This is a genomic window from Microbacterium sp. DWRC1-3 (genome assembly GCF_049896645.1).
GTDB lineage: Bacteria > Actinomycetota > Actinomycetes > Actinomycetales > Microbacteriaceae > Microbacterium > Microbacterium maritypicum.
Map to the genome: position 1 here is coordinate 1,591,674 of NZ_JAFCUS010000001.1, position 14,284 is coordinate 1,605,957.

The following is a 14,284-nucleotide window of genomic DNA, read 5'->3' on the forward strand; positions in this document are numbered from 1 at the left end:
TCGCGAGCGTACGGCTGCGAGAGAGGCGGCTGCACTCACCGCTCTGTACAATCTGGAATAGGTATTCGCCGAGGTGTACAAGAGACGAGGGTGCCGTGCCCGTCATCGCCCAACCGACGCTGCGCGCGCTGCTGCAGCGCCGCGATCTCGGCCTCTCCCTGATCCCCCGTGAAGCCGACGTCCCCGAAGGCGCGCTCGACCGCCCCCTGCGCTGGGTGCACAGCTCGGACCTCGCCGATCCGACCCCGTTCCTCTCCGAGGATCTGGCGCTGCTGACCACCGGAACCCAGTTCGACGACGCCGTGAGCATCGACACCTATGTCGGACGGCTCGCCGACCGCGGGGTGATCGGCCTCGGATTCGGCACCGAGGTGCATCGCTCCGGCATCCCCGAAGAGCTGGTCGACGCGTGCGCCACCCACGGCATGCCGCTGTTCGCGGTCCCGTACCGCACGCCGTTCATCGCCGTCGCCCGCGCGCACTCCGAAGCCATCGCGGCCCAGGCCTACGCCCGACGATCCTGGGCTCTGGACACCCAGCGCGCCCTCGCGCTCGCGGCCCTTCGTCCGCACGGCCTCGATGCGACCATCGCCGAGCTCGGACGCCGGCTGGGCGTGTGGGCCGGGATGTTCGACGCCGCAGGCGCCCCGACCTTCTCGCACCCACGCGAGGGCATCGATGCCGGCGTGCTCGACGAGGTCGGAGACCGCGTGGTGGAGATCCTGACCCGCGGACTCGAGGCGGGGCAGTCGCTCAGCATCGAGGAGCACTCGTTCATGCTGTTCACGGTCGGTCGCGGCGGGCACCTGCGCGGCGTGATCGCCCTGGCCACCGACAGCCTCGACTCCGAAGCACGGTCGGTCGTGACCTCGGTGATCGCCATGGCAGGGCTCGCGCTGGAGCAGAGCGAGCAGCTCGCCCGCAGCCGCCGACGCCTGCACGCCCAGCTGCTCGGATCGCTCCTCACCGACGATCCCGCCCTCGCCAGGAGGGTTCTGGGCAGTCTCCCTCCGGCTCCCGTGCTGGTGGCCGTCGCCGCCGACGCACCGGCGGGCCCGCTCGCGGACTGGTGGGAGCGCCACCGCGCCGAGCACGGCACCTCAATCTTCCTCGCCGAGTCCGAAGACGGCGTCACGATGTGCGTGTCGGCCGGCGATGAGGGTCTGCTCGACGAGGTCGCCGCACGCTTCGGCATCCGCATCGGCGTCTCCGATTCCGAGGCCTACGACTCCTTCGCCCGCGCCCACGCGCAGGCGCTCACGGCCCTTCGTCAGCAGGGCACGCACGGGGTCGCCCGCTACGCCGACACCGTGGGATCGAGCATCCTCACCGCACTCGCGACCGACGAGGCCCGGCTGGTCGCCGAGTCCCGCCTCGCTCCGGTGCGCGAGCACGATGCCCGCACGGGAGCCGATCTCGAGCGGTCATTGCGCACCTGGCTGGAGCACGATGCGAAGGCGGAGTCCGCCGCGGTCGCGCTCGGGGTGCACCGGCACACGCTGCGCTCGCGCATCGCCCACGCCGGCGCGCTGCTCGACATCGACCTGTCGACCTTTCCCGCCCGTGCCGAGCTCTGGACGATCCTGCAGACGGCCCGCGACTGAGGCGGGTCAGTCGGCAGCGCCCTCGCCGAGGTTGACCGAGACCACCTCGAGGGCGTGGGCGCGCGCCTGGACCGCATCCACGCCGCGCTCGCCCGCGACCGCCGCGGCGAACACCTCGGCGAAAACGAGGTAGGCCACACGGGACGTGTGCTCCAGCTCGTCGCGGAAGCTCACCCCGGTCGGAGCGATCACGAGCGACAGCGACGCCGCCTCGGTCAAGGCCGACGAGGCGAACGACGTCAGGGCGATCACGGTCGCACCGCCCCGCGCGGCCGCCGTCGCGACGCGCAGACTCGCCTCGTTCGCACCGGAACCGCTCACCACGAGGCAGACGTCTTCGGGCGTGAGGTGGCGGGCCGCGATCTGCTGGGCGATGGCGTCGGCGATGAACTCCGCCGAACGCCCGGCGGCGGTCAGCCGCATGGCGAGGTCGTTGGCGATCGGCGACGACAGCCCGTTGGCGAGCACGAGCAGACGACGGGCGGATGCTGAGAGGCGCACGGCCTCGGCGACCGCATCCGGGTCGAGCAGGCTGGCGAGCGCCGGCAGAGAGCCCGCCAGACGATCGATCTCCCCCCGCATGCGTCCGAGCACGCCGGGACCGTGGTCGACGGCCGCCTCCCCGGGCGTGCTGCCGAGTTCGGCTGCGAGGGCGACCCGCAGCTGCGGATACCCGCGATAGCCGATGCCCTGGCAGGTGCGGACCACGGTGGCGCGGCCGACGCCGGCCCGCTCGGCGAGCTCCTGCGCCGTCCATTCCACGACCTCGTCGGCCGATTCGACGATCAGCTCGGCGACGCGGCGCTCTGCCGGCTGCAGGGTGTTGAGCACGGCCGCGATGCGTGCGGTGGGCGGCGCGCTAGGCGAGAACACGGGCTCGGGCTCCCTCCATGATGCGGCGACGGATCGCACCGGATGCCGCATCGATCAGCATCGTTACCACGACGACCACGATGAGCAGGACACCCACCGTCGACCACTCACGGTACTGGGTGTACGAGGTGAGCATGTCGCCGATTCCGCCGACGCCGATGAGTCCGAGCACCGCAGAGGAGCGCACGTTGATCTCGAAGCGGTACAGCCAGAACGACCAGAACGCCGGTTCGACCTGCGGCCAGACACCCCAACGCAGCACCTGGAGGGTGCCGCCGCCGGCCGCGCGCGCCGCTTCGATCGGACCGCGGGGCACGGCCTCGACCGCCTCATACCCCCATTTGCCGAGAGTGCCGACGCCGTTGATGGCGAGGGCGAGCGCACCGGTGAACGGAGTGAGGCCGGTGACCGAGAGGATCACGATCGCGATGATGATCTCGGGGACCGCCCTGATCAGCGAGAAGAGTCCGCGCAGGAGCGCCCTCAGCCACGCGGGGCCGAAGCCGCGCGCGGCGACCAGGCTCAGCGGTGTCGCGAGCACGATGCCGAGGATCGTGCCGACCCAGGCCATCTCGATGCTCCGCCACGTCTGCCACAGCGCCTCCGGCAGCTTCTCCCAGTTCGGATCGGCGAACATCAGGAACGTGTACCGGATGATCTCGGACGGCAGATCGGTGAGACGAGACCAGTCGACGTCGATCGACCAGAACGCTAGGACCACGACGCCGGTGACGAGGGCCCATCCGGCGATCAGCCAGGGCCGGCGAGGCTTGGCGGGGATGACGGTGAGCGCCGCACTCATACGAGCCTCCGTCGGATGGCATCCGAGACGAGGTCGATCACGATGACGACGATGAGGATCTCCAGGATGATGAGCGAGAGCTGGTCGTAGCGGTAGAACGTGCGTACCGCGTCGATCAGCAGGCCCATACCACCGGCGCCGACGAGGCCGAGCACGGTCGAGGCACGCACGTTCAGCTCGAACACGTACAGGGTCTGGTTGGTGAAGGCGGGCCAGGCGTCGGGCAGCGCGAGCGTGCGGTTGATCTTGGTCTGCGTCGCACCCACCGCGCGTCCGGCCTCGAGGGCGCCGCGGTCGTTGGTGTCGATGGCCTCCGAGACGAGTTTGACGATGATGCCGACGTTGAACAGCAGTAGCGCCAGGATTCCGGGGAGCGCACCGACCCCGACCATCGCGACCAGGATCGCCGCGTACAGCAGGTCGGGCACGCTGCGGATGACGTTGAGGATGCCGCGCACGATGACGCGCGCCGTGGTGTTCGGGTTGGTAGCGCGCGCGGCCCAGAAACTGAGCGGCAGCGACACGGCGGCTCCGATGGCGGTCGCGATCACCGCCATCTGCAGGGTCTCGATGAGGGGCGCGACAGTACGGGGGAAGAAGCTCCAATCGGGCAGGAGCAGCTTCACGATCTTGTCGGCGCCGTTCTGCCAGTTGCGCGCGATGGCCGAGAGGTCGACGCCGATGCCGATCACCGGCAGACACATCACGACCGTGACGGCCACGACGGCGGCCAGGATCACGGGCCCCTTCCACGCGCCTCGCGGGCGGGCGGGGATGTCGAGGACGGACGGGTTCGGCGTGCCGCTCATGCGTCCAACCTGTCGTCGGGCGTGAGCGAACGACCGTAGATGCTCTCGAAATCGGCGTCCGTCGCGCTGGTGGCGGGCCCGTCGTAGACGATCTCGCCGGCACGCATGCCGATCATCCGCGCCCCGTACTCACGGGCGAGGTCGAGCAGATGCAGATTGACGAGCACCGTGATGCCGAGGTCCCGGTTGATGCGGCGCAGGTCGTTCAGCACCCCGTGCGCGGTGGGCGGATCGAGGCTCGCGACCGGCTCGTCGGCGAGGACGATGCGCGGTTCCTGTGCGAGGGCACGGGCGATCGCGACCCGCTGCTGCTGGCCGCCCGAGAGCTCGGAAGCGCGGGAGTGGAGCTTTGGCAGGATGCCCACGCGATCGAGAGCGTGGTACGCGCGCTGCTTGTCCACTTCGGGATAGACGCCCAGGAGCGTGCGCCAGAGCGGCGTGTGGGCGAGACGCCCGACGAGCACGTTCTGCATCACGCTCGCGCGGCCTGCGAGGTTGAAGCTCTGGAAGACCATGCCGATGTCACCGCGGAGGCGGCGGAGAGTCCGCGACGAGGCGCCGCTCACCCGGTGCTCCCCCACGTCGAGGGCGCCGCTTGTCACCGGCACGAGGCCGTTGATCGTGCGGATGAGCGTGGACTTGCCCGAGCCGGAGAGCCCGACGACAGCGACCATCTCGCCGGCCTCGATGTCGAGCGACACCCGGTTCAGACCGATGGTGCCGTTGGGGTAGCGCACCGTGACCTCATCGAGGCGGATGGACCACGGCGTGAACGCCGCAGCCGGAGCTGCGGCGTCCACGTGCTGGATCTGATCGGACAATTTACTGGAGCCCCAGAGCCTGTGCGGCACGGGCCACGACGTCGAGCGAGTCGGGGTCGGCCGGCGCGAGCTTGGTGATCGAGTAGATGCTGGTGAGGATCTCGGAGCCCTCCGGGGTGTTCGAGAAGTCCTCGAGCGCCTTCGTGATCCGTTCCTGCAGCTGAGGCGACAGCTCAGACGAGAGTGCGACGCCGTCGTTCGGGATCTCCTCGGTCATGGCGAACACAACGACCTTCTGGCCGACGTCGGGGGTGTCCTTCGCGACGATCGTGCGAGCGTCCCAGAAGCTGAAGCCCACCTCCGCGTCGCCGTTGTAGACCGCGAGAACGGAGGCGTCGTTCGCGGTGACGGGGATCTGCTGGATGTCGGTGTCCGTGTCGAGCCCGGCCTCCTGCAACGCGACGATCGGGTAGATGTAGCCGGCGGGTGACCCGGGGCCGAGCACGGCGACCTTCGCGCCCTTCACCTTGTCGATGCTGTCGAGACCCGCAGGGCCCTTCATCGCGTCGGCGCCGTTGCAGAACAGCATCCCGTCGCGCTCGACCGGCTCGTCGTCGCAGTACTTGTCGGGGTTGTTCGTCATGAACTGCGCGGGGTAGGTGATGTTGCCGTTGCGCTCGGTCTGCAGCACGACCTTCGCGTCGTACATGTCGTTCGCTTGCCACAGCTGCAGCGACGGCAGGAAGCCGATCTGCGCTTGGCCTGCACCCATCGCCTCGACGGCGGCCTGGTAGTCCTTCGACACCACGCCGGTGACCTCGATGCCGAGCTCCTCCGTGAGGTAGTCGGTGAGGGGCGCTGCGGTGTCGACGAGTCCGTCCTGGTCCTGCGAGGGCACGAGGGCGAGCACGATCGAGTCGGGGTCAGCAGCGGGGGCTGCGGATTCCTCGGGCGCGGCGGTGCTGCTGGAGCAGCCGGCGAGCACCACGGTCAGCAGGGCGCCGACCGCGACGACGCTCGCTGCAGAGGAGCGGAGAGAGGTACGCATGTTCATCCTTCGATGGGGGTGAGTGTGTGAGAGAGGGGTAGGAGCGGGGAGGGAGAAGTCTCAGCCGCGCAGCCAGACCTCGAGCTGGGGAACCAGCGTCGAGAACTCGGCGGCGCGGAAGGTAGGGGTAGCGTCTGGGTCGGAGAATCCGCCGATCAGCGCGGTCGCTTGGCCGCGGGCGTGCGCGGGGGCCAGGTCGTTGTGCCAGATGTCACCGATGCTCAGCACTCGGGCGTCGACGGGGAGGTCGTCGAGCACGGCCTCGAGCCCCTGGGGCTTGCCGGCATCGGTGACGATCCGGTCGAACAGTCCGCGAAGACCGAGTGTCTCCAGGGCGTCGACGATGCGGATGGCCGGCGCGTTCGTGACGAGGATCCGCTCGGCGTCGACCCCGGCCAGGAAACTGGCGAGCCCGTCCGGTGCGGTGATCGGAGCGTCTGCTGTGCCGAGCTGCGCGCGACTGGCGAGATAGGCGGCGCTGAGGAGACGGGCATCCGCTCCCCGAGTCTCGGCGACCCGACGCACCGCGTCATAGCCGTCGAGCGCATCCCCGTCGGCTGCAGCGAGGATCGCGCGGACATCGTCGAGGAAGGTGCCGTCGTCACCGAGGCCGGCAGCGACCTGCTGTGCGTAGGCGAGGACCGGACCGTCGCCGAGTGCGATCGTGCCGTCGAAATCGAAGAGGAGGATGGAGTTCACGGAGTTCTTTCTGTGGGGACGCTCCGTCCATGATGAGGAAGGATTGTGGACAGAAGGTCCTGAACGCGTGAACACCGCGTGAACAATCCGTCCACTGGACTCGCGTATGGTGAGCGCCGTGTCCGAACTCGAACAGCTCACGCAGGCGGCGCACCTCGCCACCGACGGAACCGCGGCTGGTGCGCGCGCCGCAATCGACACCCTCTCCTGGCTGGCGAGCGCGATCCACGATGACCGCACGGCCGGTCGATTCATCGCGTGGGGGCGATCCTCGGTGATCGATGAGAACACGGGCGCGGGGATCATCCCCCGCGCGCTGTTCGAGGAATTGCACGTGCAGGCGGATATCGCCGCCGACTGGCCGATCGGCAATGCGGGAGTACTGCACTGCTACGGCTACCTGCTGTCGCTGGAGCCCACCCCGTACGGGCTCAAACGCGAACGCTGGACCGAGGGCGTGCTGGCTCATGCATGCCACCTGCCTCCAGATGCGTTCCACCCCTGGCGCGAGGGTCCGACACTGCTCGCGCGAGCCACCGCCGTCGCATCCGCGCTCCTCAGCTCTCCCGCTGCCGGCGCGACCCAGGTGATCGACGCGCGCGAGACCAGGCTGGCGCTCGGTGCCGTGCGAGGCTCGACCGCCCTCGCCTACGCCGTCGCGCCGAGCGCGGGCGCCACCCCCCTGTTGGTGACGATGTTCCCGGTCGCCGATGCGATCGTCCCTCTCACGGAGTTCCGAACCGATCCGCGCCTGCGCTGGAACGCGGCCTAGCACCCGGCCCCGCTACCTCCGGTCGCACTTCGTGTCGCCCGCGCGGCTTCTGAGCGGCAGGATCCGCGACCGGAGCAGCAAGTCAGTGGCGGATCCGAGCGTGATCGCTCAAGAGAGACCGGCAACGGGCGACGTCGTCCGCGGTCTGCGCGATCAACGCATCGACGCCGTCGAACTGCAGCGTCGGGCGGAGTCGCGCGACGAGGGTCACGAACAGGCGGCGGCCGTACAGGTCGAGATCCGCATCATGCAGGTGCACCTCGACCCGTCGCTCGCGGTCGCCGGCGAACGTCGGGTTCGTCCCGACGCTGACACTCGCCGCCCACGGCTGCGGATCATCGTCGATCCGCGTCCAGGCCGCGTAGATGCCGTCGGCCGGCGCCTCTGCGCCGTCGAGCGCCAGATTCGCCGTGGGGAAACCGAGGCCTCGGCCGCGACCGTCGCCCGGGACGACCACTCCGGCGATCGTCCCGAGCGGCGCAGTGCTCACGCGCTCTCGGGGGCGGCGATGGCGCGATAGCGGCTCTGATGGAAGACCAGCGGCTCGACGTCGTCGAACAGGGTGATGTCGGCGATCTCGTACAGCGCGATCTCGTGATCGCCGCCGTCGAAGGTGCTGTGCAGGCGGCAGGTGAGCCAGAGTGCCGCGTCGGAGATCAGCACCGCACCACCGTCGGTGCGCTTCCACTCGTGACCACCGAAACGGTCGCCCTCTCGCGCTGAGAGCGAGCGGCTGAGCGGCTCATGGTGCGCGGCGAGCACGCTCATGCCGAGTTCCGGAACCGTGCGCAGCACCGGCCAGGTCTTCGACGTGCGCGCCGCGCTGATCGCGACGAGCGCGGGTTCGAGCGAGATCGAGGTGAAGGAGTTGACCGCCATCCCGACGGCGCGGTCATCGACGTGCGCGGCGAGAGCCACGACGCCGGTCGGGTACACCGAGAAGGCCCGGCGGAGGGCGAGGTCGCGCGGCAGGGCGTCGGTCACGGCAGTCGTCATTTCGGCTTCCTTTCGTTAGTCAACTTTGACTAGTTTTGATAATAGGCAATTTTGATCATGCAAACAACAGGAATCTGTGATGCCAGCCGTTAGCATGAGGGGCATGTCGACCACCCGCCTCGTCGTCCTCGGCGCCGTGAAGCAGTTCCAGCCCGTGCACGGGTACTTCCTCCGCCGAGAGCTCATGACCTGGCACGTCGACGAATGGGCGCACATCCAGCCCGGATCGATCTACAACGCGCTGCGCGCCCTCGAGGTCGACGGCTACATCGCCGAGAGCGGCACCGAGGCCGAGGGGAAGCGCCCCGCTCGCACGACCTACCGCATCACGCCAGCCGGCGAGGTGGAACTGCAGAGGATGCTGCGCGAGAACCTCTGGAACGTGGCGGCCTTCGACACCCAGGCCATCATGACGGTGGCCTCGTTCATGTTCGTCCTGAGCCGGCAGGAGGTGATCGCCGGCCTCGAGCATCGTCTCATCAAGAGCGACGCGATCATCACGCAGAACGGCTTCGATGTGCAGGACACCCTGCGCTCCGAGACGACGCCGAAGTACGTGCGGGAGATCTTCGACCTCTCCACAGCGCGCCTCACGGCCGAGAAGCAGTGGCTGCTCGATCTGCTGGAGCGCCTGCGCGGCGGTGAGTACACCTTCGCCGGTGAGACGGTCGAGGGCGCGAAGCCGGCCGACGCCGCACCCTCGAACTGACCTCAGCGCGACAGGACGAGCGCTGCGATCGACGCGGGCGAAAGCTCCGACGTCGTCGCTCCGCGATGCTGAGCCACGACGGCTCCGGCGGCGCAGGCTCGGACCAGAGCCTGCTCGATCCTCTCCTCCTGGGAGAGCGCTGCGGCCAGCGCACCGCAGAAGGCATCGCCGGCACCTGTCGTGTCCACCGGATCGATCCGGAACGCATCGATGTGCAAGGGCTGTTCGCCCGTGCGGTGCAAGGTCACTCCCCCGGCACCCTGCGTGAGCACGATGACCCGCGCTCCGGCTGCATGCAACCGGTCGATGCCGCCGAGCTCGGCGCACTCCGTCTCGTTCACGACCAGCACATCGACGTCGCCGAGCATGTCGATCGTCGCGACGTGGGCGGGAGCCGCGTTGAGGATCGTCAGCGCGCCCGCCGCTCGCCCCGCGCGCAGTGCGGCGGCCACGCTTGCGACGGGTACCTCCAGTTGAGCGAGCACGACCGCGGCTCCCTCGATGCCGGCGACGGCGTCGTCTGCGTCGAGCTCGGCGTTCGCGCCGGCCGCGACGATGATGCTGTTGTCGCCATCCTCGAACGCCAGCACGTGGGCGACGCCGGTCGGAGCGACGGCGCTGCGGCGCACGGCCGCCACCACTCCGGCATCCGCTAACGTCTGCTGCAGCACATCGGCCGCCTCATCCGCTCCGACGACGGCGCAGAACCGGGTCGGTGCCCCACTGCGTGCGCAGGCGACGGCCTGATTCAGGCCCTTGCCTCCGGAGAAGCGACCACCGGCCCGGCCCAACAGGGTCTCGCCGACGAGCGGGGGGCGCGAGACCTCGACCACGAGATCGAGGTTCGCGCTCCCCACCACGGCGACACCGGTGAGGGTGTCAGACACGCGACATCGTCCGCCGGTACTGCGAGCCCGTGTGCGAGTCGGCGAGCACCGGCGTCGGCGTGCCGATCAGGCGCTCGCGCAGCGACTGCGGCTCCGATGAGGGCTCCACGATCGCCCCGCGCTCCTTGAGGATCGGCAGCACGTGCTCGATGAAGTCGACGGTCGATGCCGGCGGGATGACGGGGGCGAACAGGAATCCGTCGAGGTCGGCGCCGTCGGCGAGCTCGATCATCCGGTCCGCCACCTGCTCCGGGGTCCCCACGATCGGACGGGCGCCGACGCCGTGCGCGTGCCAGTCGCCGAGCACGTCGCCGACGGTCTTGTCGGCGAAGCGGGCGACCTGCGTCTGCGAGAGCTCGGTGCTGAGCTCCGACATCGGGGTGTGGGGCGCGTAGGCCGAGAGGTCGAGCCCGGTGAACCAGGCGTAGGAGGCCACCGTGACGTCGGGGTTCTGCGCGTCGGCCACCTCGGCGTACTTGCGTCGCGCCTCCTCCTCCGTGCTGCCGACGATCGCGGCGAAGGCCGACATGATCTTCACCTCGTCGGCCGCGCGGCCGTTCTTGACGGCCTCCTCGCGGATCGCGGAGGAGTGCGCGCGCAGCTGCTCGACCGAGCCGCTGCCGACGAAGATCGCCTCGCCGTGCTTGCCGCCGAACTCGCGGCCTGCGGGCGACGCGCCGGCCTGGAACAGCACCGGCGTGCCCTGCGGCGAGCGCGAGGTGTTCCCGTAGCCGTGCGAGCGGAAGTACGGGCCGTCGTGTGCGATGCGGTGCACTTTGGAGGGGTCGGCGAAGCGGCCGGACTTGTCCCGCTCCAGGGCGCCTTCCTCCCACGCCTGCTCCCAGAGCTTGTAGACGACCTGCATGAAGTCGTCGGCCATGAGGTAGCGCTCGTCGTGTCCGACCATGGGCACGCCGAAGCCCTGCACGGCGGTGTCGGCGGTTCCGGTGGTGACCACGTTCCAGCCGATGCGACCACCGGAGAGGATGTCCAGCGTCGCCATCCGACGGGCGAAGGAGTAGGGCGGCTCGAGCAGCGTCGATCCGGTGGCGACGAGTCCCAGCCGCGTGGTCTCGGGGATGAGGGCTGCGAGGATGATCGCGGGGTCGAGCCGCGGCAGGTCGAGACCCTCGACCGAGCAGATGTCGGGACGTTCGCCCGCGACGTCGGCCCAGCCCCAGGCATCCGCGAGGAACAGGAAGTCGAACCCGGCGTCCTCGACCATGCGCGCGGTGTCGCGCCAGTACTCGAGCTTGTCGAACAGGTAGCGCCCGTTGTCGGGGTGCCGCCAGGTCGCGGTGCCGGAGTCGTTCGCCTGCGCGTTCTCGAAGAGGCCGAGACGCAGCGGCTTGACGGAGTTCTGATCGGTCATGTGCGGGTGCCTTCCTTGTGGGTGGTTCTGGGTGTTCTGGGGTGGTTCCGGGCACGCCGGAGGAATCCCGGGACGGGTGGGGGCGCCCGTCCCGGGATGAAGGTGCCGCGTCAGCCCTTGGCCGTGACCTCGCCGTCGCTCCACCAGAGCACGCGCTTGCGCACCAGGGCGAGGACGATGATCAGGAGCACGCCGAGCAGGCACAGCAGGGCGATGCTGGCCCAGGTGACGGCGAGGTTCGCCTGCGCCGCAGAGGTGGTGACGAGCGAGCCGAGACCGGCCTGCTGTCCCGCCGCGACGAACTCGGCGACCGCCGCGCCGACCACCGCGAGCGGCAGGGCGATGCGGAGCCCTGCGAACACGTAGGGCATGCTGCCGGGGAAGCGCAGCTCGCGGAAGATCTCCCACCGCGAGGCGTGCAGCGTCTTGAAGACGTCGAGCGCCTTCTGGTCGACATCGCGCAGACCCGCCAGCGAGTTCACGAGCATCGGGAAGAAGACCACGAGCCCGGTCACGATGAACTTCGGCACCATGCCGAAGCCGAAGGCGACCACCAGCGCCGGGGCGATCGCCACGATCGGGGTCACCATCACGATGATCACGAGCGGCATCACGGCCCGCTCGATGATCTGGAACTCTGCCATGACCACGGCCAGCAGGAAGCCGGCCAGGATGCCGGCGGAAGCGCCGACCACGACCTCGAGCAGGGTGACGAGGAAGTTCGACCAGTACATGCCGGCATCGTCGACGAGGCTCGTGCCGATCGCCTCCAGCGTCGGGAGCACATACGGGTTGGTCCAGGCCACGACCTGCCACAGCAGCGCGGCGATCACGAAGGTGATGAGGGTGGGTCCCCAGGATCCCCAGCGCAGCCACGGCGGGATGCCACGGCGCGGCTGGGCCTTCAGGCGGGCGGTCGCGAGGGTCGCGGTGGTGTCTCTCATCGTCAGCTCAGACATGGGCCTTCTCCGTCTGCGCGCGCAGCGCATCGCGCACGACTGCTTCCATCTCGCGGAACTCCTCCGTGGCATACGACTGCTCGTCGCGCGGCCGCGGCAGGTTCACGTCGATCACCTGAGCGATGCGCCCCGGGTGGGCTGCCATCACCACGATGCGGTCGGAGAGCATGATCGCCTCCGGCACCGAGTGCGTGACGAACATGACGGCCTTGCGGTTGGACTGCCAGAACTCCAGCAGGGCGATGCGCTGCAGGTCGCGGTTCATCTCGTCGAGGGCCGAGAACGGCTCGTCCATCAGCATGATGGCCGGGTCGAACACGAACGCCCTGGCGATCGCGGCACGCTGCTGCATGCCGCCGGAGAGCTGGCCGGGGTACTTCTTCATCGCCTGTCCGAGTCCGAAGGTCGCCAAGAGCTCGGCGGGATCGCGCAGTGCGCGTCCGGAGTTCGCCTTGGCGTTGATGCGCACCGGCAGCTCGACGTTCTCGCGCACGGTCTTCCACGGCAGCAGCGCGGGCGACTGCGGCACGAGGCCGATCTTCTTGTCGCGCGAGGCCGCGGTGACGCTCTCGCCGTCGATCGTGACGGTGCCGGAGTCGGCATCGAGGAGACCGGCGACGACCTTGAGCAGCGTGGACTTGCCGCAGCCGCTGGGGCCGATCACCGACACGAACTCGCCCATGCCGATCGTGAGGCTCACATCGTCGAGCACCGTGACCTTGGCGCCGTCCGCCCCGAAGGACTTCGAGACGTTCCTGACCTCGACGCCTGCTCCCTGTGCGACCGACATCACTTCGCCGGCCATGTGAGGGTGTCACCGTCGTAGAGGTCGGCGACCAGGTCGGCGTCCATCATGTCGGCGATCGCCGGCAGGTTCTTGACGTCGCCGTACTTCTTCACGAGGGCGTACTCCGGCTCCCACATGGATTCGTTCTGCACGCCGGGGTTGCCGCCGGCGCTCTCACGCACCCACGCGGACTCGACCTCCCACGTGCGGGCCAGCTGGTCGCGCGGGAAAGCGGCGCCCTGGTTGTTGTCCTCGGCCAGCTTCGCGAGCTTGTCGATGCAGGCATCCGACTCGTCCAGGCAGTACTGCAGCGCCTTGAGGCTCGCGCGCATGAAGTCGGCGGCGACCTCACGGTGCTCGTCGAGGAACCGGGAGTTGACCTCCATCACGTTGTAGGTGCCCTCGACGCCGAGGTCGGAGGGGAGGAACTCGCTGAACGGCAGTCCCTGCGCCTTGAGCGACTGCGGCTGGTTGGAGGCGTAGCCGACGATCGCGTCGACCTGCTCACGCACCACGACGGTCGGGTCGTAGTTGGTCATCTTGACCATCTCGACCTTCGAGACGTCGACACCGGCCTCATCGAGCATGGCCGAGGCGATCGGGGTCAGGTTGATGAAGTAACCGAGCGATCCGCCCTCGAGGTCCTTGAGGCTCTCGAGCCTCTCGTTGCCGAAGATCGAGAACGGCGGGGTGGTGCCGTAGGTGGCGACCGCCGTGAGGTTCTTGCTGTTCGCCGCGGCCAGCATCACGTCGGATGCGGAGCCGAGGGCGGTGAACTGCGCCTGACCGGAGGCGACGAGCTGCTGCCCGTTCGCCCCGGAGGCGTTGATCTCCACATCCAGGCAGAGATCGTCGAAGTAGCCCAGCTCCTCGGCGAGGAACACGTCGAGCTGACCGGCGCTGGCGGAGTAGCCGTAGCCGGAGATGTAGGTGATGGTGCCGGCATCCTGATTGCGCTTGCAGGCGTCGGTGTCGCTCGCACTCGTGGGGGCGGTATCGCCGCCTGGCGTCTGCGCGGAGCATGCTCCGAGCGTCAGCGTGGCGGCGAGAACGCACGTCAGGGTGGCAGTGATGCGGAATCGGGTTTCCGCAGAGGAAGTAGCCATGAGGGTCCCTTCTCGGCCGTTCGTCATTGATGGCTCGATGAAAGTAACATAGTCAAGATTGACTAAGCAAGATCAAACTAACTTTTGACGAACAGTAGAG

Annotated in this window: 16 protein-coding genes; 3 read left to right on the forward strand and 13 right to left on the reverse strand. The window is 69.0% G+C overall.

The window, feature by feature from the left end; genetic code table 11:
* The first annotated feature begins 95 nt into the window (after window positions 1-95).
* Window positions 96-1,604: a PucR family transcriptional regulator gene (locus ACP699_RS07620; protein ID WP_055874094.1), complete on the forward strand. Its 1,509-nt coding sequence runs from the start codon at window positions 96-98 to the stop codon at window positions 1,602-1,604.
* 6 nt (window positions 1,605-1,610) lie between these two features.
* Here the strand turns inward: ACP699_RS07620 and ACP699_RS07625 are convergent, their stop codons facing one another.
* From ACP699_RS07625 to ACP699_RS07650, 6 genes are read right to left on the reverse strand one after another with little or no spacing between them, the layout of a single operon-like run.
* Window positions 1,611-2,477: a MurR/RpiR family transcriptional regulator gene (locus ACP699_RS07625; RefSeq protein WP_426170392.1), complete on the reverse strand. Its 867-nt coding sequence runs from the start codon at window positions 2,475-2,477 to the stop codon at window positions 1,611-1,613.
* Window positions 2,464-3,279 carry a phosphonate ABC transporter, permease protein PhnE gene (gene phnE, locus ACP699_RS07630; RefSeq protein ID WP_055865504.1) on the reverse strand — a complete coding sequence of 272 codons (816 nt, stop codon included), beginning with the start codon at window positions 3,277-3,279 and terminating at the stop codon, window positions 2,464-2,466. Before phnE (ACP699_RS07630) ends, ACP699_RS07625 begins: the two co-directional genes overlap by 14 nt.
* A complete protein-coding gene (gene phnE, locus ACP699_RS07635; RefSeq protein WP_055865508.1) occupies window positions 3,276-4,088 on the reverse strand; it encodes a phosphonate ABC transporter, permease protein PhnE in 813 nt (270 codons plus the stop codon). Before phnE (ACP699_RS07635) ends, phnE (ACP699_RS07630) begins: the two co-directional genes overlap by 4 nt.
* Window positions 4,085-4,909, reverse strand: a complete 825-nt coding sequence (phnC, locus tag ACP699_RS07640) for a phosphonate ABC transporter ATP-binding protein (RefSeq protein WP_426170395.1) — start codon at window positions 4,907-4,909, stop codon at window positions 4,085-4,087. Before phnC ends, phnE (ACP699_RS07635) begins: the two co-directional genes overlap by 4 nt.
* Before the next feature lies 1 nt (window position 4,910).
* Window positions 4,911-5,897, reverse strand: a complete 987-nt coding sequence (gene phnD, locus ACP699_RS07645) for a phosphate/phosphite/phosphonate ABC transporter substrate-binding protein (protein WP_055866821.1) — start codon at window positions 5,895-5,897, stop codon at window positions 4,911-4,913.
* A gap of 60 nt (window positions 5,898-5,957) precedes the next feature.
* Window positions 5,958-6,596, reverse strand: a complete 639-nt coding sequence (locus ACP699_RS07650; protein ID WP_426170398.1) for an HAD family hydrolase — start codon at window positions 6,594-6,596, stop codon at window positions 5,958-5,960.
* 118 nt (window positions 6,597-6,714) lie between these two features.
* Between ACP699_RS07650 and ACP699_RS07655 the strand changes: the two genes are divergently transcribed.
* Window positions 6,715-7,368 carry an amino acid deaminase gene (locus tag ACP699_RS07655; RefSeq protein WP_235562450.1) on the forward strand — a complete coding sequence of 218 codons (654 nt, stop codon included), beginning with the start codon at window positions 6,715-6,717 and terminating at the stop codon, window positions 7,366-7,368.
* Between the two features lie 82 nt (window positions 7,369-7,450).
* Here ACP699_RS07655 and ACP699_RS07660 read toward each other — a convergent pair whose 3' ends face one another.
* Together ACP699_RS07660 and ACP699_RS07665 are read right to left on the reverse strand one after the other, a co-directional pair.
* Window positions 7,451-7,858, reverse strand: coding sequence for a riboflavin kinase (locus ACP699_RS07660; protein WP_127482908.1), 408 nt, complete (start codon window positions 7,856-7,858; stop codon window positions 7,451-7,453).
* Window positions 7,855-8,364, reverse strand: coding sequence for a flavin reductase family protein (locus ACP699_RS07665; protein WP_055874099.1), 510 nt, complete (start codon window positions 8,362-8,364; stop codon window positions 7,855-7,857). The genes ACP699_RS07660 and ACP699_RS07665 overlap by 4 nt, the downstream gene beginning before the upstream one ends.
* A gap of 103 nt (window positions 8,365-8,467) precedes the next feature.
* Between ACP699_RS07665 and ACP699_RS07670 the strand changes: the two genes are divergently transcribed.
* Window positions 8,468-9,073: a PadR family transcriptional regulator gene (locus ACP699_RS07670; protein ID WP_426170402.1), complete on the forward strand. Its 606-nt coding sequence runs from the start codon at window positions 8,468-8,470 to the stop codon at window positions 9,071-9,073.
* Between the two features lie 2 nt (window positions 9,074-9,075).
* Here the strand turns inward: ACP699_RS07670 and ACP699_RS07675 are convergent, their stop codons facing one another.
* The 5 genes from ACP699_RS07675 to ACP699_RS07695 form a co-directional block, all read right to left on the reverse strand.
* Entirely contained in the window at window positions 9,076-9,960 is an 885-nt protein-coding gene (locus ACP699_RS07675; RefSeq protein ID WP_426170404.1) for a ribokinase, read from the reverse strand.
* Entirely contained in the window at window positions 9,953-11,332 is a 1,380-nt protein-coding gene (locus ACP699_RS07680; RefSeq protein WP_426170406.1) for an NtaA/DmoA family FMN-dependent monooxygenase, read from the reverse strand. The genes ACP699_RS07675 and ACP699_RS07680 overlap by 8 nt, the downstream gene beginning before the upstream one ends.
* A 110-nt stretch (window positions 11,333-11,442) precedes the next feature.
* Window positions 11,443-12,291 (reverse strand): ABC transporter permease, encoded by an 849-nt coding sequence (locus tag ACP699_RS07685; RefSeq protein ID WP_017829164.1) that lies wholly within the window; start codon window positions 12,289-12,291, stop codon window positions 11,443-11,445.
* Window positions 12,284-13,096, reverse strand: coding sequence for an ABC transporter ATP-binding protein (locus tag ACP699_RS07690; RefSeq protein ID WP_235562451.1), 813 nt, complete (start codon window positions 13,094-13,096; stop codon window positions 12,284-12,286). The genes ACP699_RS07685 and ACP699_RS07690 overlap by 8 nt, the downstream gene beginning before the upstream one ends.
* Window positions 13,081-14,184, reverse strand: a complete 1,104-nt coding sequence (locus tag ACP699_RS07695; RefSeq protein WP_235562452.1) for an ABC transporter substrate-binding protein — start codon at window positions 14,182-14,184, stop codon at window positions 13,081-13,083. The genes ACP699_RS07690 and ACP699_RS07695 overlap by 16 nt, the downstream gene beginning before the upstream one ends.
* Window positions 14,185-14,284: the final 100 nt, after the last annotated feature.

Coding starts and splice junctions, on each gene's coding strand:
- ACP699_RS07680 (WP_426170406.1), bottom strand. CDS start 11,332: ATGACCGATCAGAACTCCGTCAAGCCGCTGCGTCTCGGCCTCTTCGAG.
- ACP699_RS07690 (WP_235562451.1), bottom strand. CDS start 13,096: ATGGCCGGCGAAGTGATGTCGGTCGCACAGGGAGCAGGCGTCGAGGTC.
- phnD (WP_055866821.1), bottom strand. CDS start 5,897: ATGCGTACCTCTCTCCGCTCCTCTGCAGCGAGCGTCGTCGCGGTCGGC.
- ACP699_RS07695 (WP_235562452.1), bottom strand. CDS start 14,184: ATGGCTACTTCCTCTGCGGAAACCCGATTCCGCATCACTGCCACCCTG.
- ACP699_RS07670 (WP_426170402.1), top strand. CDS start 8,468: ATGTCGACCACCCGCCTCGTCGTCCTCGGCGCCGTGAAGCAGTTCCAG.
- phnE (WP_055865504.1), bottom strand. CDS start 3,279: ATGAGTGCGGCGCTCACCGTCATCCCCGCCAAGCCTCGCCGGCCCTGG.
- ACP699_RS07665 (WP_055874099.1), bottom strand. CDS start 8,364: ATGACGACTGCCGTGACCGACGCCCTGCCGCGCGACCTCGCCCTCCGC.
- ACP699_RS07685 (WP_017829164.1), bottom strand. CDS start 12,291: ATGTCTGAGCTGACGATGAGAGACACCACCGCGACCCTCGCGACCGCC.
- phnE (WP_055865508.1), bottom strand. CDS start 4,088: ATGAGCGGCACGCCGAACCCGTCCGTCCTCGACATCCCCGCCCGCCCG.